The sequence below is a fragment of the Citrobacter sp. 50677481 genome, from assembly GCF_001463265.1.
Lineage (GTDB): Bacteria > Pseudomonadota > Gammaproteobacteria > Enterobacterales > Enterobacteriaceae > Citrobacter_A > Citrobacter_A sedlakii.
Window position 1 is genome coordinate 59,271 of sequence record NZ_LNHZ01000074.1, and the last position, 22,371, is coordinate 81,641.

Below are 22,371 nucleotides of genomic sequence, written 5' to 3' on the forward strand. Positions count from 1 at the left end.
GCTTTTTTAAGAATACATACCTTCAATTGTTGCGAACCTTTGGGAGTACAAACAATGCAAGAGAACTATAAAATTCTGGTGGTGGATGACGACATGCGTCTGCGTGCGCTGCTGGAGCGTTATCTTACCGAGCAGGGCTTCCAGGTTCGAAGCGTCGCGAACGCTGAGCAAATGGATCGTCTGCTGACCCGTGAATCTTTTCACCTTATGGTACTGGATCTCATGCTGCCGGGTGAAGATGGTCTGTCAATTTGCCGCCGCCTGCGCAGCCAGAGCAACCCGATGCCGATCATCATGGTGACGGCGAAAGGGGAAGAAGTTGACCGCATCGTCGGCCTGGAAATCGGCGCCGATGATTACATCCCGAAACCGTTTAACCCACGTGAACTGCTGGCGCGTATTCGCGCGGTGCTGCGCCGTCAGGCCAACGAGCTGCCGGGCGCGCCTTCCCAGGAAGAAGCGGTCATTGCCTTTGGTAAGTTCAAACTGAACCTCGGCACCCGCGAAATGTTCCGTGAAGATGAGCCGATGCCGCTCACCAGCGGAGAGTTCGCGGTGCTGAAAGCGCTGGTGAGCCACCCGCGTGAACCGCTTTCCCGCGATAAGCTGATGAACCTGGCGCGTGGTCGCGAGTATTCCGCGATGGAACGTTCCATTGACGTGCAGATTTCCCGTCTGCGCCGCATGGTGGAAGAGGATCCGGCGCATCCGCGCTACATTCAGACCGTGTGGGGTCTGGGCTACGTTTTCGTGCCGGACGGTTCTAAAGCATGAGGCGAATGCGCTTCTCGCCACGAAGTTCATTTGCCCGCACGCTGTTGCTCATCGTCACGTTGCTGTTTGTCAGCCTGGTGACGACCTATCTGGTGGTGCTGAACTTTGCGATTCTGCCGAGCCTCCAGCAGTTTAACAAGGTGCTGGCGTACGAAGTGCGTATGCTGATGACCGACAAGCTGCAACTGGAGGACGGTACGCAACTGGTGGTGCCCCCCGCTTTTCGACGGGAAATTTACCGTGAGCTGGGAATTTCTCTCTATTCCAACGAGGCCGCCGAAGAGGCAGGGCTGCGTTGGGCGCAACATTATGAGTTTTTAAGCCATCAGATGGCGCAGCAGCTGGGCGGCCCGACGGAAGTGCGCGTTGAGGTTAACAAGAGTTCGCCTGTCGTCTGGCTGAAAACCTGGCTGTCACCCAATATCTGGGTGCGCGTACCCTTAACGGAAATTCATCAGGGCGATTTCTCGCCGCTGTTTCGCTATACGCTGGCGATTATGCTGCTGGCGATAGGCGGGGCGTGGCTGTTTATCCGAATCCAGAACCGACCGTTAGTGGATCTTGAACATGCCGCATTACAGGTCGGTAAAGGGATTATTCCGCCGCCGCTGCGTGAGTACGGCGCGTCCGAAGTGCGCTCGGTAACTCGCGCCTTCAACCATATGGCGGCCGGGGTGAAGCAGCTTGCCGACGACCGTACGCTGCTCATGGCTGGCGTCAGCCACGATCTTCGCACCCCGCTGACGCGCATTCGTCTGGCCACGGAGATGATGGGGGAGCAGGATGGTTATCTTGCGGAGTCGATCAACAAAGATATCGAAGAGTGTAACGCGATCATTGAGCAGTTCATCGACTACCTGCGTACCGGCCAGGAGATGCCGATGGAAATGGCCGATCTCAATGCGGTGCTCGGCGAGGTTGTGGCGGCGGAGAGCGGCTACGAGCGTGAAATTGAAACCGCGCTACAGCCAGGCAGCATTCAACTGAAAATGCACCCGCTCTCTATCAAGCGCGCGCTCGCCAATATGGTGGTGAACGCCGCCCGCTACGGAAACGGTTGGATTAAGGTTAGCAGCGGTACGGAACAGCATCGGGCGTGGTTTCAGGTGGAAGACGACGGGCCGGGCATCAAGCCCGAACAGCGGAAATACCTGTTCCAGCCGTTTGTGCGCGGCGACAGCGCGCGCAGCACCAGCGGCACCGGACTCGGATTGGCGATCGTGCAACGCATTGTTGACAACCATAACGGTATGCTGGAAATCGGCACCAGCGAGCGCGGCGGCCTTTCTATCCGCGCCTGGCTGCCCGTTCCCGTGGCGCGTGTCCAGGGAACCACGAAAGAGGCATAAAAAGGGGAGGCATTTAGCCTCCCCTTTGTTGTGGTAACAGCCGGTAACGCTGTACCGTATGCCGTCATCCGGTCATGTCAGTTACAGCTTCGGACCTGCGCTGACCAACGCGGCGCCTGCAGGCGTATCGGTGTACTTCTCGAAGTTCTCAATGAACAGTTTCGCCAGCGCGGTGGCTTTTTCCTGCCACTGTTCCGGCGACGCGTAGGTATTACGCGGGTCGAGAATGCGCGTATCCACCCCCGGCAGTTCGGTCGGGATCGCCAGATCGAACATCGGCAGGCTGAAGGTTTCCGCATCGTCCAGCGAACCGTTCAGGATGGCGTCGATGATGGCGCGGGTATCCTTGATCGAGATACGTTTGCCGGTGCCGTTCCAGCCGGTGTTGACCAGGTACGCCTGCGCGCCTGCGGCCTGCATGCGTTTTACCAGCACTTCCGCATACTGGGTCGGATGCAGCGACAGGAACGCTGCGCCGAAGCAGGCAGAGAAGGTTGGCGTCGGTTCGGTTACGCCGCGTTCGGTACCGGCCAGTTTGGCGGTAAAGCCAGACAGGAAATGGTACTGCGTCTGGTTAGCCGTCAGGCGAGAAACCGGCGGCAGCACGCCAAACGCGTCGGCGGTCAGGAAGATCACCTTCGTGGCATGACCCGCTTTAGAGATCGGTTTGACGATGTTCTCGATGTGATAGATAGGATAAGAAACGCGGGTGTTCTCTGTTTTCGAACCGTCATCAAAATCAATCGAACCGTCGGCACGAACGGTAACGTTCTCCAGCAGCGCATCGCGGCGGATCGCGTTGTAAATCTCGGGTTCAGCCTCTTTCGACAGCTTGATGGTTTTCGCGTAGCAGCCGCCTTCGAAGTTAAACACGCCGTCGTCGTCCCAGCCGTGCTCATCATCGCCAATCAGGCGACGTTTCGGGTCGGTGGAAAGGGTGGTTTTCCCGGTGCCGGACAGGCCGAAGAAGACTGCCACGTCACCTTTCTCGCCGACGTTGGCGGAGCAGTGCATAGACGCGATGCCTTTCAGCGGCAGCAGGTAGTTCATCACCGAGAACATCCCTTTCTTCATTTCGCCGCCGTACCAGGTTCCGCCGATCAGTTGGATCCGCTCGGTCAGGTTGAACGCCACGAAGTTCTCGGAGTTCAGACCCTGCTCTTTCCACTGCGGGTTGGTGCATTTCGCACCGTTCATTACGATAAAGTCAGGCTCGAAGCCTTCCAGTTCTTCATCGCTCGGGCGGATAAACATGTTCTTCACGAAATGTGCCTGCCAGGCCACCTCGGTAATGAAGCGAACGGAAAGACGGGTGTCGGCGTTCGCGCCACAGAAGGCATCAACGATAAACAGGCGTTTACCGGAGAGCTGCTGCGTTACCAGCCCTTTCAGGTGCTGCCAGGTTTCCTGGGAAAGCGGTTTGTTGTCGTTCTTGCCTTTTCCTTTGTCGGACCACCAGAGCGTGTCACGCGTGGTGTCATCACGGACAATGTACTTATCCTTTGGTGAACGTCCGGTGAAAATACCGGTATCAACGGCAACGGCGCCGAGGTCCGTCAGAACGCCACGCTCGTAGCCTTCCAGAGAAGGGTCAAGCTCCTCCTGGTAGAGCGTTTCGTAGCTGGGGTTGTAAACGATATCCTGAACGTCGTTGATACCATAAGCCTTGAGATCTTGCGGGGTTAATCGTTTCACGCGCATATCACTGCTCCTTAGCCAATATGTATTACCTGGAATAGTAAGGTTTTTTGAGGGTCGTTAACCGCGACAAGGCTCATAGATTTACTTATCTGGACAAAATCACGATTGACTGAAAACGCTGTGACTCCTGTCACGAAGCGGCGGTTATTATGGCAGGAAAGGACTTTTTGTTGTGGAAAATGTTCCTAAAACGTTAAAACAGAGTGTTTTTGACGGAAATGTTGTGAGTGTAATCGCATTCACGTAAGAAATTTACGTAAGTCTTACATACGAAATATCGATTCATCACGAAATAAAAAATCAGGCATTTGTCGAAAGGACCGGATGGGGCGTCAGGCCGCCATCCGGTTTTTCAGAAAGGAGGATTAATGCACCTGCGGATCGGCAGGGGAGGCGTTGTTACGGATTTCCGCAATATCCATCGCGTTGAACAGATAATGGCTGCCGCAATAGTCGCAGTGCATGTCGATCTCGCCTTCTTCCGCCAGTATGCTATCCACTTCCGCGTCCGGCAGGGTTTTCAGCGCGCCCGCGCAGCGTTCACGCGAACAGGTGCATTTGAATTCCACGTCCTGCGGATCGTAGAGGGTCACCTCTTCTTCGTGGTACAAACGCCACAGTACATCGTTAGCCGGCAGGGTCAGCAGCTCTTCTGCCTTGATGGTTTCTGTCAGCGTCGCCAGATGATCAAAATCATCCGCCTGAGCGTTTTGCGCAGGCATCACCTGCAGCAGCATACCGCCTGCGGCGGCTTTACCGTCAACATCGCCAGTGCGAATAAACAGGCGGGTCGGTAACTGCTCGGAGCGCAGGAAGTAATCTTCCAGGCAGGCCGCCAGAGTGTCGCCTTCCAGCCCGACCACGCCCTGATAGCGCTCGCCTTCTTCCGGCGTAATCGTGATCACCAGATAGCCGTTCCCCACCAGCGTTTTCAGATCGGCGTTTTCCGGCACATCGCCCTGCACACGCGCGACGCCGCGCATCTGCTGGTTATTGTTGCCGTTGATCACCGCCAGGCTCAGCGGGCCGTCGCCCTGCAGTTGCACGGTGATATCACCGGCAAACTTCAGCGTCGCGGTCAGCAGGCTGGTGGCGACCAGCAGCTCAGCCAGCACCGTTTTTACCGGCTGCGGGTAGCTGTGGTTTTCCAGGATCTGTTGCAGGGTTTCCGATACGGTCACCAGCTCGCCGCGCACGGCAAAGTTTTCGAACAGATAGCGGTGTAATTGGTCATGTTGCGGCATAATCATATCTCTTGCAGACGACAGTCACTCACTGTCGCCGTGTTTAAATCGTAACAGGTTGCGGCGCTCTTTTTTGTCCGGACGTCGGTCCGGATGCGGCATCGTCAGTGCGTTAAGTTTACGCGCCAGCGCCATTTTTTCGCGTTTCTCGACGCTTTCCGTTGTTTCTTCATACAGGGCGACGGCCTCACTGGCCGGCCGACGCTGCTCAGTGATCCCTTTGATCACCACCGTACGTTCGTCATTGCCCTGGCGTAACGTCAGGGTCGCGTTCAGTTCGACTATCTTGCCCGGCTTACTGCGCTGCCCGTTATAGTGAACTTTGCCGCCTTCAATCATTTCGCGAGCCAGCGCGCGGGTTTTGTAAAAACGCGCGGCCCATAGCCATTTGTCCAGTCTGACCTCAGTTGAGGGCTTCTCTTTCATGGCGTCTCCTTCACAACAGTGAGGGGATCAGCCGGCGGTAGTCATTCAATGACGGATGACGGAGATACTGTTTTTCCGCTACGCCAGAATCGGGGTTCGTCACGCCGAGGCAATAACGAATGCCAAACGTCGCCGCTGCGTCGAGAATCGGTTCGCTATCGTCGATAAACAGCGTTTTTTCGGCGTCCAGTCCCGTTTCTTCGGCAACAGCGCGCCATAACCGCTGATCCTCTTTGGGATAACCAAATGTGTGGGTGGAAAGTAATAAATCAAGGTGCGAGGCCAGGCCGGTATGCTCCAGCTTCACCGCCAGATTATGTGGATGCGCGTTGGTCAGCAAAATACGACGCTTGCCGCAGGCTTTTAAAGCCTCTAAAAAAGGCACTGTATCGTCGCGCAGGACGGCGCGTGGCCCCATCGCCGTCGTCATCGCGCAGATATCCAGCCCCAGACGCTCGCTCCAGTAATCAAGACAGTACCAGTTTAGCGTATGCTGAACCGCATGGTACTCCTGACGGATATGGGCCTGCGCTTCCTGCGGCGAGATCCCTTGCTGTGCGCCGTAGGTTTCGGGCACCAGTTTTTGCCAAAAGAAGGTATCAAATGCCAGATCGAGCAGTGTGCCGTCCATGTCTAACAGAACGGTATCGACGTCCTGCCAGGCAATATTCATATGCATGGGAACTCTCCAGAGTGAAACGCGTTGCGCGACAGGGTAGCACATCCCGTCGCGCAGACAGGGTATCAGATGAGGCTATCCGGAGAGGCAATGAGCTTGGGATTCAGACAGCTTTCATAATACGCCTGAATTTCCATCATGCGGGTGCGGTGACGCTGATAGCGACGGAAAGCCTGCACGCCATTATAGACGGCGCTGACCAGCATCGTCAGCATCAGTAACGTGGTGCCGAGATAGCGCCATAGTCCGGAGCGATCCGGAATACGGTGCAGGCCGATGTGTTGCGTGCCGTTGGCGTCAGTATAGATATTGGTGACGATCCCCTCGGCGCTAAACGGCGTTTTCATCAGCATTTGCGCCAGACGCTGGAAGGCGTTCCACTGCTCCTGCGGCGGGTAATCGTACAGCGAAACAGCAGGCCACGGCTGATCGACGAGATCGCTGCCTTCGTCACTGACGATCAGAAATCCGCCCGGCGCGGGGCTGTTCAGCGACTGGGCGGCGCGGGCAGTCTCGCGGGCGATAAAGGGCGCCGTTGAGGTGGCGACCAGATTATCAAGCGACTCCGCGCTGACCGGACGCAGCAGAACGTTTACGCCATCCAGCTTACCGGTGTTGGCCCGTTTAACCAGCGCGCTCCAGTCTTTGCTGTTCCCCAGATTTACCAGCGCGTTTTTCAAACGCACACATTCATCTTCTGCCGCGCACAAATCTGCGGTTTTCAACACGATATCGCCAAAGTCATCAATCAACACCATCCCTGATTTCTGAATCGCCGAACGTAACGCCGCGCTGACGCGGGATTCATCTTCCGGCTTAGGATGCAGTTGACGGTTAACCGCCTGCGACAGCGCCGTGGCCTTGTTGACCAGATCGGACTCCGGTAACGGCAGCGCAGCCGCGTCGTTCCAGATGATTTGCGAGCAGTCGAACGGCATAAACGGCGAATTCGTCTGGGCGCTCCAGGTGCCATTGGCATGAATATTACACATTCCCGTACCGCGAATATTCAGCGTGTCGCCCACGCGCACGCCCGCGTCTGCAAGCTGCTTTACGCTGGTTGCCTCAACGGTTTGCGCGCCTTTCATCCAGGATAGCGTGAACTTGATTGGCATATCCAGCGGGATGCAGAACAGCAGCATGATCAGCACCAGCAAAGAGCCACCGGCGATAACGGTACTGCGCACCCAGTGCTGGAGCGGGAAGTTTTTTACTTCATCGTGCAGGGATAAAAAACGCCCCTGGCGCACGACGTGGCGATCAAGATAAATATCAATATCCGTTTGCTGGCCTAAGTCCTGCGTTATCCACGGCTGCCAGTGCGGTGGATAAACCAGGTCGATAATGCCGAGCGAAATATTGTTAATTTGCTCTTGGTTATTTTCGCCAAACAGTCCCCAGCGACGGGGGGTACCGCGCAGACAGTGAATCTCCCGGAGCGCTGATTTCGACGGCGGGGCGTACAGTCCCCACAAGCCAGCGACCAGCAGCAAAACGGCACCGCCAACCATCCACGGCACAAAAACGTCTGGGGTGATCAGGCAGAAAAAGAACAGCAGGAAAGAGGCGACAATCAGTAGCGCTTCACGGAATCCCGCAGGGCGGCTCAGTGCGTACTCTTCGTGGGTTTCCTGACGAATATTCAGCAGTTCGATCTGCTCGCTTTCTTCGCCACGGATCGACGCTTGCGTTGAACTGGCTGGCTGTAGCGCATAGCCGCGCGCCTCCTGCATATACTCTTGCAGCGTATGGCCGTTCAGGGAGATCACCAGCGGCAAGGTATCGGTATGGATCAGCTCGACGTTATTTTCGTCATTAATGTATTGTTCCCAGAACGGCGGCAGATGGACCTCGACGGAATCGAGGTAATAGCGCCATTTATTGGGATCGTCGGTGGTAATGCCGTAACGGGTGATCGAGTGCGTCAGAATAATGACGTTTTGGCTTTCAGCATTCAGCGTCAGGGAGACCGGCGCCGCGCTGGCGCCTGTCGGGCCGGGAACCCGTTGGATTTGGCTCAGGCTTTCCAGATAGTTTTCCACGGCGCTGCGTTCGTCCGCCGTGAGCTTGCGGGTCGCCGCGTCAGAGAACGCATGGCTCCACGGCAGCTTACGCCGCCTGGCGCGCACAGTGAACCGCCACCAGACCAGCAACAGGCCGACCAGTAACGCCGCTAAAAAAATCAGAATGGTGCTCATGCTTTCCCCATCTTACTTAATCTGTCAGGCGTGGTCAGTCGCACCCTGTCACAATAAACGTGATTCTGTGGTTGGCTATCGGCAAGCATGGAGTTGAACTTGAGCATTTTTCAGCGCATCCCAGTGAATGCTGATGATAGCAAAACCAGCAAAAGCGGAATATCAGCAAATTCCTGGACGTATTTCAACCTATTGACTTTTAATTTGAAATAGGAATTATATTTTTATTAGGTTACAAAGATGTAAATAAACGGCAATTCACATTGCCGAAACCGTGTTGCGTATCGCACAATGACGGTAGATTCCACGGCAAAGATTCTCACGATGAGCAAATCATTACAAAAACCCACCATTCTGCATGTCGAAACAGTCGCGCAATCGCGGCTTTTTAGCGTGGAAAGTGTGGATCTCGAATTCAGTAACGGCGTGCGCCGCGTTTATGAGCGGATGCGTCCTACCAATCGTGAAGCGGTTATGATTGTGCCGATTGTTGACGATCATGTGATTCTGATTCGCGAATACGCAGTGGGAACCGAATCCTACGAGTTGGGTTTTTCCAAAGGGTTGATCGACCCGGGCGAGAGCGTGTTCGAGGCTGCAAACCGGGAGCTTAAAGAAGAAGTCGGTTTTGGCGCGAAGGATCTGACGTTTTTGAAAAAGCTCAGCATGGCCCCCTCCTATTTCTCCAGCAAAATGAACATCGTGGTGGCAGAAGGTCTGTATCCGGAGTCGTTGGAAGGAGATGAGCCGGAACCGCTGCCGCAGGTGCGCTGGCCGCTGGCGCATCTGATGGATCTGCTGGAAGATCCTGATTTTACCGAAGCGCGTAACGTGAGCGCGCTATTTCTGGTGCGTGAATGGCTGAAAGGACAGGGAAGGCTCTGATACGCGCTTTCCCGCAAAAATGGCTAACACGGTGTTCAGAACGGGTCATCGGCAACAATAAAAAAGGCGCCGGAGCGCCTTTTTTGATCAGAACAGTTCGTGCGTTTCGCCATTGTCGATAATGGTGGTGCCCACCTCATGCACCGCCTGTTGCGTTGGCTGGGTGCCTTCAATGAAATATTCCGCCCGGCTGTTGCCGCCGTTAGCCAACTGCCCGGTGCTGCGATCGATATTCACCGTCACAATGCCCGGCGGCGGGGTTAGCGGCTCTTCAGGCACGCCTTCCAGTACCGCTTTCATGTAAGCATCCCACGCCGGTTGCGCGCTCTTTGCGCCGCCTTCGTAGCCGGAGATCTGATCTTTTATCGCGCCGGAAGCGGTGGTACGTCCGAGATCGCGACGGTGGTCATCGAACCCAATCCATACCGACGTCACCACGCCCGGGCCGTAGCCGGAGAACCATGCGTCTTTCGAACTGTTGGTGGTTCCGGTTTTCCCGCCGATATCGTGACGCTTAAGATCGCGGCCCGCGCGCCAGCCGGTCCCCATCCAGCCGGGTTCACCGAAGATATTGGTGTTCAGCGCGCTTTTGATCAGGAAAGCCAGCGGGGTGTTAATGACGTGCGGCGCATATTCCTGCGCGCCCGTCTGCGCCACCAGCGCCTGGTTTGCCTGCTCCAGTTTTGGCATTGGCACAGCGGCATTTTGCTGCTCGCCTGAGACCGCGACATCTTCCACGTTGCTGTTTTCCAGAACGTTCGATTTCTGCGTATCGCCGTAAATCACCGGGATATCACATTCCGGGCAGGCAATTTTGGGCTTCGCCTCAAAAATTACGCCGTTCTGGTCGGTTTCAATCTTGCTGATGAAATACGGATCGACCAGGAAGCCGCCATTCGCCATCACCGCATAGCCGCGCGCCACCTGTAACGGCGTAAAGGAGGCCGAACCCAGCGCCAGCGATTCGGTATGCACAATGTTCTGTGCCGGGAACCCGAAGCGCTGTAAGTATTCTGCCGCGTAATCCACGCCCATCGCACGCATCGCGCGCACCATTACCACGTTTTTCGACTGTCCCAGACCCTGACGCAGACGGATCGGACCGGCATACTGCGGCGGGGAATTTTTCGGACGCCAGTCGGAACCGGCGCCGGCATCCCAGCGAGAAATCGGCACATCGTTCAGCATGCTCGCCAGCGTCAGGCCTTTATCCATCGCCGCAGTATAGAGAAACGGCTTAATGTTGGAACCGACCTGACGCAGTGCCTGAGTCGCGCGGTTGAACTTGCTCTGGTTGAAGTCAAAACCGCCCACCAGCGCCAGTACCGCGCCATCTTTAGGATTGATCGACACCAGCGCCGAGTTCACGTCCGGCACCTGCGCCAGCCACCAGGCATCGCCCATCTTGCGTACCCAGATTTGCTGGCCCGTCTGGATAACGTCGGTGACTTTACGCGGCGTCGGCCCCTGCTGGGTATCCGAACGGTACGGGCGCGCCCAACGAATGCCTTCCATACGTAGCGCAACCGATGAGCCATCCGCCAGCGCCGCAGTGGCTTCCTGCGGATTCGCGCTGGTGACCACGGCGGGGAGCAGCGGGCCGTAGGTTGGCAGGGCTTTCAGCGTGTCGGTGATTTTCTTACTGTCCCACGCCGTTTCGCCCACTTTCCACAGCACGCTCGCCGGACCGCGGTAGCCGTGGCGCATGTCATAGTCCAGCACGTTATTGCGTACCGCCTGCTGGGCGGCCTGCTGCACTTTGCGGGTGATCGTGGTGTAAATGCGATATCCGTCTTCATAGGCGTTTTCGCCGTAACGGGCGTACATTTCCTGACGCACCATTTCGGACAGATACGGGGCGGAGAAGGCGATTTCCGGGGCGTGGTAATTGGCGTCGATCGGCTCATCACGCGCCTGGTCGTACTGCGCCTGGGTGATGTAGCCTTCGCTCAACATGCGTGACAGCACTACGTTGCGGCGCGCTGTCGCGCGATCCATCGAATAGAGCGGGTTGAACGTTGAAGGCGCTTTCGGTAGACCGGCAATCACCGCCATTTCGCTTAAGGTGAGTTGATCGATAGACTTACCAAAGTAAACCTGCGCCGCCGCACCGACGCCGTAGGCGCGGTATCCCAGATAGATCTTGTTCAGATAAAGCTCAAGAATTTCGTCCTTGTTCAGCATTTGCTCAATGCGGATGGCGAGGAACACTTCCTTGATCTTACGTATCAGCGTGCGCTCCGGACTCAGGAAAAAGTTTCTCGCGAGCTGCTGAGTAATGGTACTCGCTCCCTGCGACGCATGGCCGGAAAACAGCGCGACGCTGGCCGCACGGAAGATCCCCACCGGGTCCACTCCGTGATGCTCATAGAAACGACTGTCTTCCGTCGCGATAAACGCTTTCACCATTTCCGGCGGGATCTGGTTCAGCGTGACCGGAATACGACGCTTCTCGCCATATTGGGCGATCAGCTCGCCGTCCGCGCTGTACACCTGCATCGGAATCTGCAGGCGTACATCTTTGAGCGTCGCGACGTCAGGCAATTGCGGCTCAATATAACGATACAGACCATAAATCGAGCCTGCTCCCAGCAGGATGCAACATACTGCAAGGATCAATAAATACTTTACGAACTTCACTGGAGATTTCCCATTTAGTTTCATTTGGGCAGTTTATAAACAACCGCGCGGTAGTATAAAGGCAAGCCTGACGCATTGATATACCCGTAAGAGCGACGGGTGATAAGGAGATCATCAGCGATGGCTTTTAAAATCTGGCAAATTGGCTTGCATATTCAACAACGTGAAGCGCTGGCGGTGGCCGTTGTGCGCGGCGCGTCGGGGTGGTCGCTTCAGCGCTGGTGGCGTATCCCATTGGCGCAATCCACCTTGCAGGAAGGGCACATGCACGACCCGGAACCGCTTGCCGCGGCGCTCCACGCCTGGAGCCGTGAACTGCCGCAGCGACATCAGGTTCATCTCTCGTTTCCCGCCAGCCGTACGCGGCAAAAGACATTTCCCCGACCGTCGATGTCCTTACGCGAACGAGAGCAAACAGCGTGGCTGACGGGCTCGCTGGCGCGCGAACTGGATATGGACCCGGACGCCCTGCGTTTTGACTACAGCGAAGATGCGCTGGCCCCCGCGTTTACGGTAACAGCCGCCCAGGACAAAGAAGTCTCCACCTTGTTAACGCTCGCGCAAACGCTCCGGATCCAGGTCGCGGCTATCACACCAGATGCTTGCGCGCTGCAACGACTGCTGCCTTTTCTTCCTCCCACGCAATCCTGCGTGGCCTGGCGCGATGAGACGCAGTGGCTTTGGGCGACGCGGTACGCCTGGGGGCGCAAAACGGTGGCGGAGGTGGCGTCTGTCGATGGGCTTTCCGCGTCTCTTTCCCTTACGCCAGACGCCGTGGCGCTGTGTGCGAAAGCGCAGTTTGATCCGTGGCAGGCGATTTCAGTTCGCCAGCCTCCTGTCCCTGAAGAAGGCCACGCCTTCGCCGTCGCGCTTGGGCTTGCGCTGGGAGACGCGCGCGCATGACGTCATCTGTCAATTTTCTGCCCTGGCGACAGCGCCGACGCAGGGCCTGCCTGCGTTTCTGGGGCGTCATGTTTGGCGCATCCGCCGCGCTGGCACTCGCGGCAGGCATAATGGGGTATGCCACCCGAAACGTTAACGGGCGGGTGGATGCGCAGTTATTGCAGGCTGAAAACCAACGGATGGCGGCGCTGACTGCCATAAAACCGCATCTGCAACGGCGCCAGATGCAGACGCAGCAGGCCATAGCGCAGGAGAAAGGGCGAAAGGCTACCCGGCGGTGGCAGTCTGCGCTACGCGCGCTGGCGCAGCATCTTCCTGAACAGGCCTGGCTGACAAAGATCGAGTACAGGCAAAGTACGCTGGCGCTGAGTGGTAAAACGCTCACCTATGCGGCATTAAGTGCGCTGGAGACAACGCTGCGGGGCTCCCGGACCTTTGTCATCAGCCACACTGGCGGGACGCATCAGAACGAGCAGGGACACTGGCTCTTTGAATATCGCCTGACAGAGAGAGATACGCATGATAGCGCTCTTTGATTTCTGGTGTGCGTTATCGCCACGGATACGGGCCGTTTGCTGGGCGTGCTGGACATTAGCCCTGAGCGCGCTGGCGGCGTATTGCCTGTTTCTTTCACCCGTGGAAAGCGGCGCATCGCTGGCGCAGCAGCGGGCGGCGAACGCTCAACGTTGGCAAAGCCTGCATCGCCTTGCAGAGTCGGCGGCGCGTATCCCTGCGTTAACGACGGCTAATACCGCGCCATTCTCACCGCTCGCTATCGCGTTGCCGGGATTGCGCCTGCGCCACTGGCAGCCATCGACGCAGGGCGGAGAACTGGCGCTGCGCGCAAAGTGGGAGGCGATTCCTTCGCTATTTGCGTATCTCGCAGAACGCGGAATCTCGGTCAACGGTTTTTCCCTGACGGCGGAGAAAAACGCACTGCTGCTGACGCTTACGCTGGAGTCGCTTCATGACTAACAGGCACTGGCTTCTGGCGGTTATCTCGCTATTGCTCCTGACCGGGATGCGCGATCCCTTTCGCCAGCCAGAGGATCGCTGCCATTCCTCTACACTGGCGCAGTGGCGGTATCAGGGCGTGGTTGGAAAAGGGGAGCGACATATCGGGCTGCTGCGCGACAGCGAACATCGATGGCGGCGGGTTGAGCTGAATACGGTGCTTGATACCGGCTGGACGGTCATTCAGCTCAACGAGCAGACATTAACCGTTCAGACGGGAACAGAATGTGACCCGCCGCAATGGCGATGGCAAAGACAAGGAGACGTTGATGAGGCATTGGATACTGGCGGTACTGTTAGCCATATTGCATCCGGCACAGGCCGGAAAGGCACAGAGCGTCACTCTGGTGGTGGATGATGTGCCGGTAGCCCAGGTGTTACAGGCGCTTGCCGAGCAGGAGCGTAAAAATCTGGTGATCTCGCCGGACGTTAGCGGCGCGGTGTCGCTGCATCTGACGGACGTGCCCTGGCAGCAGGCGTTACAGACGGTGGTAAAAAGCGCGGGTTTAGTGTTGCGTCAGGACGGTTCGATTATGCATATCCATTCCGCCGACTGGCGGAGCGCAGAGGCGGCGCGTCGGGAAGCGGAAAACGCGAGGCGACAGGCCAGCCTGCCGCTGGAAAATCGCCCTATCCCGCTGCACTATGCCGACGCCGGTGAGTTAGCGAAAGCGGGGAGTGCGCTGCTGAGCCCCCGGGGCAGCATCACGGTGGATAAACGCACCAACCGGCTGCTGGTCAGAGACACCCGACCGGCGCTGTCATTGCTTGAACACTGGGCAGGACAGATGGATCTTCCGGTCGGGCAGGTCGAACTGGCGGCGCATATCGTGACCATAAACGAGAAAAGCCTGCGCGAACTGGGCGTCAAATGGACGCTGGCCGACGCTCAGCAGGCGGGCAGCGTAGGGCAGGTGACAGCCCTGGCGGGCGACCTGTCCGTTGCCGCGGCGACAGCGCGCGTGGGGTTTAATATCGGGCGAATAGATGGGCGCATGTTGGATCTGGAGCTTTCCGCACTGGAGCAAAAACAGCAACTTGATATCATTGCCAGCCCGCGCCTGTTGGCCTCGCATTTACAACCCGCCAGCATAAAGCAGGGAAGCGAGATCCCCTACCAGGTTTCCAGCGGCGAAAGCGGCGCCACGTCAGTCGAGTTCAAAGAAGCGGTGCTGGGAATGGAAGTGACGCCTACGGTGCTGGCAAAGGGGCGGATTCGCCTTAAACTGCATATCAGCCAGAACATGCCGGGGCAGGTGCTGCAACAGGCCGACGGCGAAGTGCTGGCTATCGACAAACAGGAGATCGAAACGCAGGTTGAGGTGAAAAGCGGCGAAACGCTGGCGCTGGGCGGCATTTTCTCGCGTAAGAATAAATCCGGTAAAGACAGCGTGCCGTTGCTAGGCGACATTCCCTGGCTTGGGCAGCTTTTTCGCCATGACGGGAAAGAAAATGAGCGCCGTGAACTGGTGGTCTTCATTACCCCCAGATTGGTCTCGACAGAATGATTTATGCATGAAACACCGGTGTTTTTGCACTTAACTCGTTTCAGGGGTTTGACGTGCGCAACTATTTAGCATACAAGGAGTACCGATTTGAGAGTCGGTACTTCTCATCGCCGTCCGGCAACGCTGACTCGGGTTGTCTACAATCTGGTTTGGTGATTTATTCAGTTGCCAAACCCGCTTGAGTATTGAGATAATTTTCAGTCTGACTCTCGCAATATCTTATGAGGTTTCAGTTCATGTCCTGCTGCGCTCAGTGTCGGCGAAGCGGGTTTATCATTAACGATCAGTCTTAGTAGTACCGAAAAAATGGCAGAGAAACGCAATATCTTTCTGGTTGGGCCTATGGGTGCCGGAAAAAGCACCATTGGGCGCCAGTTAGCTCAACAACTCAATATGGAATTTTACGATTCTGATCAAGAGATTGAGAAACGCACCGGAGCTGATGTGGGCTGGGTCTTCGACGTAGAAGGTGAAGACGGCTTCCGCGATCGTGAAGAGAAAGTCATTAACGAATTGACGGAAAAACAGGGTATTGTGCTGGCAACCGGCGGTGGCTCTGTTAAATCACGTGAAACCCGTAATCGTCTTTCCGCACGTGGCGTCGTGGTTTACCTCGAAACGACCATCGAAAAACAACTTGCGCGTACGCAGCGCGATAAAAAACGTCCGCTGTTGCAGGTGGAAGCGCCGCCTCGCGAAGTTCTGGAAGCGTTGGCCGACGAACGCAATCCACTGTATGAGGAGATTGCTGACGTCACCATTCGTACCGACGATCAGAGCGCGAAAGTCGTTGCAAATCAGATCATTCATATGCTGGAAAACAACTGATTCCGGCTTGAGCCTGGCCCATTAGGCTCTTAATACACACTCGGTAAGCGGGTATTAGCTATTAAGGTGGATGTCGCGTCATGGAGAGGATCACCGTCACTCTCGGGGAACGTAGTTACCCTATCACCATCGCGGCTGGTTTGTTTGACGAACCGGCTTCTTTCTTACCGCTGAAATCGGGCGATCAGGTTATGTTGGTCACCAACGAAACCCTGGCTCCCCTCTATCTTGATAAGATTCGCAGCGTACTTGAACATGCGGGTGTCAACGTTGATAGCGTCATCCTGCCTGACGGCGAGCAGTATAAAAGCCTGACGGTGCTGGATACCGTGTTTACCGCCTTGCTGCAAAAACCGCACGGTCGTGATACGACACTGGTCGCCCTTGGCGGCGGCGTGATTGGCGATCTGACCGGTTTCGCCGCCGCCAGCTATCAGCGCGGCGTGCGCTTCATTCAGGTTCCAACGACGCTTCTGTCGCAGGTTGACTCCTCCGTTGGCGGTAAAACCGCCGTCAACCACCCTCTCGGCAAGAATATGATCGGCGCGTTTTATCAGCCCGCCTCCGTGGTCGTGGATCTCGACTGCCTGAAAACGCTGCCCGCGCGCGAGCTGGCGTCTGGCCTTGCGGAAGTGATCAAATACGGCATCATCCTTGATGGTGAATTTTTCCACTGGCTGGAAGAAAACCTGGATGCGTTGCTGCGTCTCGACGGCCCGGCGATGGCGTACTGTATTCGTCGTTGTTGTGAGCTGAAAGCCGAAGTTGTCGCAGCAGACGAGCGCGAAACCGGCTTACGTGCTTTACTCAATCTGGGACACACCTACGGCCATGCTATTGAAGCTGAAATGGGTTATGGCAATTGGTTACACGGTGAAGCGGTCGCAGCAGGTATGGTAATGGCGGCGCGCACTTCGGAACGGCTCGGGCAGTTTACGCCAGCAGAGACGCAGCGCATTATCACCTTACTTGAGCGCGCCGGATTGCCGGTTCACGGTCCGCGAGACATGTCCGCGCAGGCTTACCTGCCGCACATGCTGCGTGATAAAAAAGTGTTAGCGGGAGAAATACGCTTAGTGCTTCCGCTGGCGATAGGGAAAAGTGAAGTCCGCGGCGGAGTGTCGCATGAGGTGGTTCTTAACGCTATCGCTGATTGCCAGCAGGCGTAACAACAAGAAAGGTCGGACTGATACGGCACACGTATCGGCCATTTAAATTCAGGTTTGGTGCAACGTAGTAAGCATTAACCTTTGAGTGGGGTGTTAAATGGATGAATTCAAACCAGAAGACGAGCTGAAACCCGATCCCAGCGATCGTCGCCCTGGTCGTTCTCGTCAATCTTCTGAACGCGGTGAGCCGCAGATCAACTTTGATGATGTTGATCTGGACGCGGACGATCGTCGTCCCACTCGCGGACGCAAAGAGCGTCTTGATGAGCCGGAACCAGAAGAATACGAATCCGATGACGAAAGTGTGGATGAAGAACGCGTTGAGCGTCGTCCACGTAAGCGTAAAAAAGCGGCCAGTAAACCCGCTTCCCGTCAGTACATGATGATGGGCGTAGGGGTGCTGGTGCTGTTGCTACTGATCATCGGAATTGGCTCCGCGCTGAAAGCGCCATCCACGCCTTCTTCCAACGCACAAACGGCCTCAGGCGAAAAGAGCATCGATCTTTCCGGCAATGCCGCAGACCAGGCTAACGGGGCGCAGCCTGCGCCAGGCGCTACATCCGCCGAGCAGACCGCAGGGAATTCCCCGCAGGACGTCTCTTTGCCGCCGATCTCCTCAACGCCAACGCAGGGGCAGGCTCCAGCCACGGCAGAAGGCCAGCAGCGTGTTGAAGTTCAGGGTGACCTGAATAATGCGCTGACCCAGCCGCAGGGTCAGGAACAGATGAACAATGTGGTAGTGAACTCGACGCTGCCGACTGAACCCGCTACCGTGGCGCCGGTTCGTAACGGCAACGCGCCGCGTCAGACGGCAACCGCGCCGACAGCGGAACGTCCGACGCCGTCCCGTCCGGAGCGGAAGCAGGCGGTGATTGAGCCGAAGAAACCGCAGACAACCGCGAAAGCGACACCAGCAGAACCAAAGCCGGTGACCCAGCCGAAGCGTGCCGAACCGACAGCAACGTCTAAACCGGCAACGTCCGCGCCAGCCGCGACGACAGCGCCTAAGGCCACGGCGAGCGCCACGCCTGTGCAGAAAGCCGCCCCGGCTCAGACCACGCCAGTGGCAACGACAGGGAGCGCCGGTGGAACGAAAAGCACCGGTAACGTCGGTTCTCTCAAGTCAGCGCCGTCCGGTCATTACACGCTGCAGTTGAGCAGTTCTTCTAACTACGACAACCTGAACGGTTGGGCGAAGAAAGAGAATCTGAAAAACTATGTGGTATATCAGACGACGCGTAATGGTCAGCCGTGGTATGTTCTTGTAACGGGCGTCTATGCCTCGAAGGACGAGGCAAAACGCGCAGTGTCTACGCTGCCAGCCGATGTGCAGGCAAAAAATCCGTGGGCTAAACCGTTGCATCAGGTTCAAGCCGATCTCAAGTAATGTTAAGCGCAGGATGCTGTCGGAGCTTTCTCCACAGCCGGAGAAGGTGTAATTAGTTAGTCAGCATGAAAAAAAATCGCGCTTTTCTGAAGTGGGCAGGGGGAAAGTACCCCCTGCTGGATGATATTAAAAGGCATTTACCAAAGGGCGAATGTCTGGTCGAACCCTTCGTTGGGGCCGGGTCGGTGTTTCTCAACACCGACTTTTCGCGTTATATCCTTTCCGATATTAACAGTGACCTTATCAGCCTCTACAACATTGTGAAAACACGTACCGACGAGTACGTGCAGGCTTCCCGCGAGCTGTTTACGCCCGAAACAAATCTCGCTGAGGTTTACTACCAACTGCGCGAGGAGTTCAATTCCAGTGAAGATCCCTTCCGTCGCGCGGTGCTGTTTCTGTATCTGAACCGCTATGGCTACAATGGCCTGTGTCGTTACAATCTGCGCGGTGAATTTAACGTCCCTTTTGGCCGTTATAAAAAACCTTACTTCCCGGAAGCTGAGCTGTATCACTTTGCCCAAAAAGCGCAGAATGCAGAGTTTCATTGCCTCTCTTATGAAGAGTGCATGAATCGCGCGGATAGCAATTCGGTTGTCTATTGCGATCCGCCTTATGCGCCGCTGTCGGCGACGGCGAATTTTACCGCTTACCACACCAATAGCTTCAGTCCCAAAGAGCAGGCGCACCTGGCTCAGATGGCGGAAAAGCTGGTCAGTAAGCGGATCCCGGTGCTAATTTCGAACCACGACACGCCCGATACGCGTGAGTGGTATAAAGCGGCAAAACATTTTCAGGTCAAAGTGCGACGCAGTATAAGCAGCAACGGCGGCACACGTAAAAAGGTGGACGAACTGCTGGCTCTGTACAAACCAGGAGTCGTTTCACCCGCGAAAAAATAATTCTCAAGGAGAAGCGGATGAAACAGTATTTGATTGCCCCCTCAGTTCTGTCGGCTGATTTTGCCCGCCTGGGTGAGGACACCGCACAAGCACTGGCTGCCGGTGCGGATGTCGTGCATTTCGATGTGATGGACAACCACTACGTCCCCAACCTGACTATCGGCCCGATGGTGCTGAAGTCTCTGCGCAAATACGGCATTACCGCACCCATTGACGTGCATCTGATGGTGAAGCCGGTTGATCGCATTGTCCCGGACTTTGCCGCCGCAGGCGCCAGCATTATTACTTTTCATCCGGAAGCCTCTGAACACGTTGACCGCACGCTGCAACTGATTAAAGAACATGGCTGTAAGGCGGGTCTGGTCTTCAACCCGGCAACGCCGCTGAGTTATCTCGATTACGTGATGGATAAGCTGGATGTGATCCTGCTGATGTCCGTAAACCCGGGTTTTGGCGGCCAGTCGTTTATTCCGCAAACGCTGGACAAGCTGCGTGAAGTGCGTCGCCGTATCGATGAGTCCGGCTACGACATTCGTCTCGAAGTTGACGGTGGTGTGAAGGTAAACAACATCGGTGAAATCGCGGCGGCGGGAGCAGATATGTTCGTTGCAGGCTCCGCTATTTTCGATCAGCCTGACTACAAAAAAGTCATTGATGAAATGCGCCGTGAACTGGCAAAGGTAAGTCATGGATAAATTGCAGGATATTCGGGGCGTCGCCTTCGACCTCGACGGCACGCTGGTCGACAGCGCGCCGGGATTAACCGCCGCGGTGGATATGGCGCTGTACGCGCTGGAACTGCCGACGGCAGGCGAAGAACGCGTGATCGCCTGGATAGGTAACGGCGCGGACGTATTAATGGCGCGTGCGCTTGCCTGGGCCCGTCAGGAGCGCGCCACGTTACGTCAGTCCCAGGGCAAACCCCCCGTCGATGATGATATCCCCGCCGAAGAACAGGTCCGCATTCTGCGCAAGCTGTTCGACAGATACTATGGCGATGTGGCTGAAGAAGGGACGTTTTTATTCCCTGATGTCGCCGACACGCTGGGCGCGCTGCACGCGAAAGGGCTGCCGTTAGGTCTGGTGACCAACAAACCGACGCCGTTTGTCGCGCCGCTGCTGGACGCGCTGGATATCAGCAAATATTTCAGCGTGGTTATCGGCGGTGACGACGTGAAAAACAAAAAACCGCATCCGGATCCGCTGCTGATGGTGGCAAGTAAGCTCGGTATTTCGCCTGAGCAATTGCTCTTTGTCGGGGATTCGCGTAATGATATTCAGGCTGCAAAAGCGGCAGGTTGCCCGTCAGCAGGACTCACCTACGGCTATAACTACGGCGAGCCGATCTCTCTGAGCCAGCCTGACCTCATGTACGACCGCATAAATGAACTTCTGCCCGCTCTCGGGCTTCCGCATAGCGAAAATCAGGAATCGAAAAATGACTAAGCCCATCGTTTTTAGTGGCGCACAGCCCTCAGGTGAATTGACCATTGGCAACTACATGGGTGCGCTGCGTCAGTGGGTGAACATGCAGGATGACTACCACTGTATCTACTGCATCGTTGACCAGCATGCCATCACCGTGCGTCAGGATGCACAGCAACTGCGCAAAGCGACGCTGGACACCCTGGCGCTGTACCTTGCGTGCGGTATCGATCCTGAGAAAAGCACCATCTTTGTTCAGTCTCACGTGCCGGAGCACGCGCAGCTGGCCTGGGCGCTGAACTGCTACACCTATTTCGGTGAATTGAGCCGCATGACCCAGTTTAAAGACAAGTCTGCGCGCTACGCCGAAAACATCAACGCCGGTCTGTTTGATTATCCGGTGCTGATGGCTGCCGATATTTTGCTGTATCAGACTAACCAGGTCCCGGTCGGCGAAGACCAGAAACAGCACCTCGAACTGAGCCGCGATATTGCGCAGCGTTTCAACGCGCTGTATGGCGAGATCTTCAAAGTGCCTGAGCCGTTTATTCCGAAGTCAGGCGCGCGCGTGATGTCGCTGTTGGAGCCGACCAGGAAGATGTCCAAGTCAGACGACAACCGCAACAACGTGATTGGTCTGCTGGAAGATCCGAAATCGGTGGTTAAGAAAATCAAACGCGCGGTGACCGACTCCGACGAGCCGCCGGTCGTGCGTTACGATACTCAGAATAAAGCGGGCGTATCTAACCTGCTGGACATCCTTTCAGCCGTCACCGGTCAGAGCATCCCTGAGCTGGAAAAACACTTTGAAGGCAAAATGTATGGCCATCTGAAAGGCGAAGTGGCGGAAGCCGTTTCCGGCATGCTGACCGAGCTTCAGGAACGTTATCACCGCTTCCGCAACGACGAAGCGTTCCTGCAGAAAGTGATGAAAGAAGGGGCGGAAAAAGCCAGCGCGAGGGCTTCTGAAACGCTAAAAGCGGTGTACGAAGCGATTGGGTTTGTCGCCAAACCGTAATAACACGCGAAAAACGAAAAAACCGGGAAGCCCCGGTTTTTTTGTATCTGCGCAATTTTTCAGAGTCTATTACTCTGCGGTTGGACCACAGCCGCCAATAATTTTGGAAATAGAAATGGCCGGGTGCAGCAGGTAGTCATAAGAGCAGGTTTTATTGCGGTTTTCAACGTGACCCGTACATGCCGTCAGGGTAGCCAGCGCTGCGCCCACCAGTGCCATTTTAATAAACTTGTTCATTTACATTTCCTATGTAAAAAATATAATTTTTAACTAATGATAGGGGTGGTGAATATATTTTCCCCACCCGGATTCGACGATAGC

The 22,371-nt window shown here is 56.1% G+C and carries 22 protein-coding genes; 15 read left to right on the forward strand and 7 right to left on the reverse strand.

Translation table 11 applies throughout. The features are described from left to right. The first annotated feature begins 54 nt into the window (after positions 1-54). A complete protein-coding gene (gene ompR / locus APU02_RS21465) occupies positions 55-774 on the forward strand; it encodes a two-component system response regulator OmpR (protein ID WP_001157751.1) in 720 nt (239 codons plus the stop codon). After that, a complete protein-coding gene (gene envZ / locus APU02_RS21470) occupies positions 771-2,123 on the forward strand; it encodes a two-component system sensor histidine kinase EnvZ (RefSeq protein WP_042286390.1) in 1,353 nt (450 codons plus the stop codon). Before ompR ends, envZ begins: the two co-directional genes overlap by 4 nt. Before the next feature lie 81 nt (positions 2,124-2,204). On the opposite strand, the gene pckA is transcribed toward envZ, so the two are convergent. From pckA to igaA, 5 genes are all read right to left on the reverse strand, one after another. Continuing rightward, positions 2,205-3,824 carry a phosphoenolpyruvate carboxykinase (ATP) gene (gene pckA, locus APU02_RS21475; protein ID WP_060571182.1) on the reverse strand — a complete coding sequence of 540 codons (1,620 nt, stop codon included), beginning with the start codon at positions 3,822-3,824 and terminating at the stop codon, positions 2,205-2,207. A 365-nt stretch (positions 3,825-4,189) separates the two neighbouring features. Further along, positions 4,190-5,068: an Hsp33 family molecular chaperone HslO gene (gene hslO, locus APU02_RS21480; protein ID WP_042286939.1), complete on the reverse strand. Its 879-nt coding sequence runs from the start codon at positions 5,066-5,068 to the stop codon at positions 4,190-4,192. A 24-nt stretch (positions 5,069-5,092) separates the two neighbouring features. Then, positions 5,093-5,494, reverse strand: a complete 402-nt coding sequence (gene hslR, locus APU02_RS21485; RefSeq protein ID WP_042286386.1) for a ribosome-associated heat shock protein Hsp15 — start codon at positions 5,492-5,494, stop codon at positions 5,093-5,095. A 10-nt stretch (positions 5,495-5,504) separates the two neighbouring features. Next, the gene (gene yrfG, locus APU02_RS21490; RefSeq protein WP_042286384.1) at positions 5,505-6,173 is read right to left on the reverse strand and encodes a GMP/IMP nucleotidase; all 669 of its coding nucleotides are present in this window, start codon (positions 6,171-6,173) and stop codon (positions 5,505-5,507) included. 65 nt (positions 6,174-6,238) lie between these two features. Further along, a complete protein-coding gene (gene igaA / locus APU02_RS21495; RefSeq protein WP_042286382.1) occupies positions 6,239-8,371 on the reverse strand; it encodes an intracellular growth attenuator protein IgaA in 2,133 nt (710 codons plus the stop codon). Between the two features lie 324 nt (positions 8,372-8,695). On the opposite strand from igaA, the gene nudE reads away from it, so the two are divergent. After that, complete coding sequence (nudE, locus tag APU02_RS21500; RefSeq protein ID WP_060571183.1) at positions 8,696-9,256, forward strand: ADP compounds hydrolase NudE; 561 nt, start codon at positions 8,696-8,698, stop codon at positions 9,254-9,256. An 87-nt stretch (positions 9,257-9,343) separates the two neighbouring features. Here nudE and mrcA read toward each other — a convergent pair whose 3' ends face one another. Continuing rightward, positions 9,344-11,896, reverse strand: a complete 2,553-nt coding sequence (gene mrcA, locus APU02_RS21505) for a peptidoglycan glycosyltransferase/peptidoglycan DD-transpeptidase MrcA (protein ID WP_042286376.1) — start codon at positions 11,894-11,896, stop codon at positions 9,344-9,346. Positions 11,897-12,016: 120 nt separating this feature from the next. Here mrcA and APU02_RS21510 point away from each other — a divergent pair, with 120 nt between their 5' ends. The 12 genes from APU02_RS21510 (at position 12,017) to trpS (ending at position 22,050) form a co-directional block, all read left to right on the forward strand. Beyond that, positions 12,017-12,799, forward strand: coding sequence for a hypothetical protein (locus APU02_RS21510; protein ID WP_060571184.1), 783 nt, complete (start codon positions 12,017-12,019; stop codon positions 12,797-12,799). Beyond that, a complete protein-coding gene (locus tag APU02_RS21515; protein ID WP_060571185.1) occupies positions 12,796-13,335 on the forward strand; it encodes a PilN domain-containing protein in 540 nt (179 codons plus the stop codon). Before APU02_RS21510 ends, APU02_RS21515 begins: the two co-directional genes overlap by 4 nt. Further along, positions 13,319-13,774: a hypothetical protein gene (locus tag APU02_RS21520; RefSeq protein WP_072197173.1), complete on the forward strand. Its 456-nt coding sequence runs from the start codon at positions 13,319-13,321 to the stop codon at positions 13,772-13,774. Before APU02_RS21515 ends, APU02_RS21520 begins: the two co-directional genes overlap by 17 nt. Beyond that, the gene (locus APU02_RS21525; protein ID WP_060571187.1) at positions 13,767-14,171 is read left to right on the forward strand and encodes a HofP DNA utilization family protein; all 405 of its coding nucleotides are present in this window, start codon (positions 13,767-13,769) and stop codon (positions 14,169-14,171) included. The genes APU02_RS21520 and APU02_RS21525 overlap by 8 nt, the downstream gene beginning before the upstream one ends. After that, on the forward strand, positions 14,083-15,321 hold the full coding sequence (gene hofQ / locus APU02_RS21530; protein ID WP_060571188.1) for a DNA uptake porin HofQ: 1,239 nt from the start codon (positions 14,083-14,085) through the stop codon (positions 15,319-15,321). The genes APU02_RS21525 and hofQ overlap by 89 nt, the downstream gene beginning before the upstream one ends. A 306-nt stretch (positions 15,322-15,627) precedes the next feature. Further along, positions 15,628-16,149: a shikimate kinase AroK gene (aroK, locus tag APU02_RS21535; protein ID WP_042286358.1), complete on the forward strand. Its 522-nt coding sequence runs from the start codon at positions 15,628-15,630 to the stop codon at positions 16,147-16,149. 80 nt (positions 16,150-16,229) lie between these two features. Next, positions 16,230-17,318 (forward strand): 3-dehydroquinate synthase, encoded by a 1,089-nt coding sequence (gene aroB / locus APU02_RS21540; RefSeq protein ID WP_060571189.1) that lies wholly within the window; start codon positions 16,230-16,232, stop codon positions 17,316-17,318. A gap of 97 nt (positions 17,319-17,415) precedes the next feature. Next, positions 17,416-18,705, forward strand: a complete 1,290-nt coding sequence (gene damX / locus APU02_RS21545) for a cell division protein DamX (protein WP_060571190.1) — start codon at positions 17,416-17,418, stop codon at positions 18,703-18,705. A 65-nt stretch (positions 18,706-18,770) separates the two neighbouring features. After that, a complete protein-coding gene (dam, locus tag APU02_RS21550) occupies positions 18,771-19,607 on the forward strand; it encodes an adenine-specific DNA-methyltransferase (protein WP_042286349.1) in 837 nt (278 codons plus the stop codon). Between the two features lie 17 nt (positions 19,608-19,624). Further along, entirely contained in the window at positions 19,625-20,302 is a 678-nt protein-coding gene (gene rpe / locus APU02_RS21555; RefSeq protein ID WP_060571191.1) for a ribulose-phosphate 3-epimerase, read from the forward strand. Then, positions 20,295-21,053: a phosphoglycolate phosphatase gene (gene gph, locus APU02_RS21560; protein WP_060571192.1), complete on the forward strand. Its 759-nt coding sequence runs from the start codon at positions 20,295-20,297 to the stop codon at positions 21,051-21,053. Before rpe ends, gph begins: the two co-directional genes overlap by 8 nt. Then, positions 21,046-22,050, forward strand: coding sequence for a tryptophan--tRNA ligase (trpS, locus tag APU02_RS21565; RefSeq protein WP_042286340.1), 1,005 nt, complete (start codon positions 21,046-21,048; stop codon positions 22,048-22,050). The genes gph and trpS overlap by 8 nt, the downstream gene beginning before the upstream one ends. 69 nt (positions 22,051-22,119) lie before the next feature. Here trpS and APU02_RS21570 read toward each other — a convergent pair whose 3' ends face one another. Further along, positions 22,120-22,287 carry a YhfL family protein gene (locus APU02_RS21570; protein ID WP_042286337.1) on the reverse strand — a complete coding sequence of 56 codons (168 nt, stop codon included), beginning with the start codon at positions 22,285-22,287 and terminating at the stop codon, positions 22,120-22,122. Between the last annotated feature and the right edge of the window lie 84 nt (positions 22,288-22,371).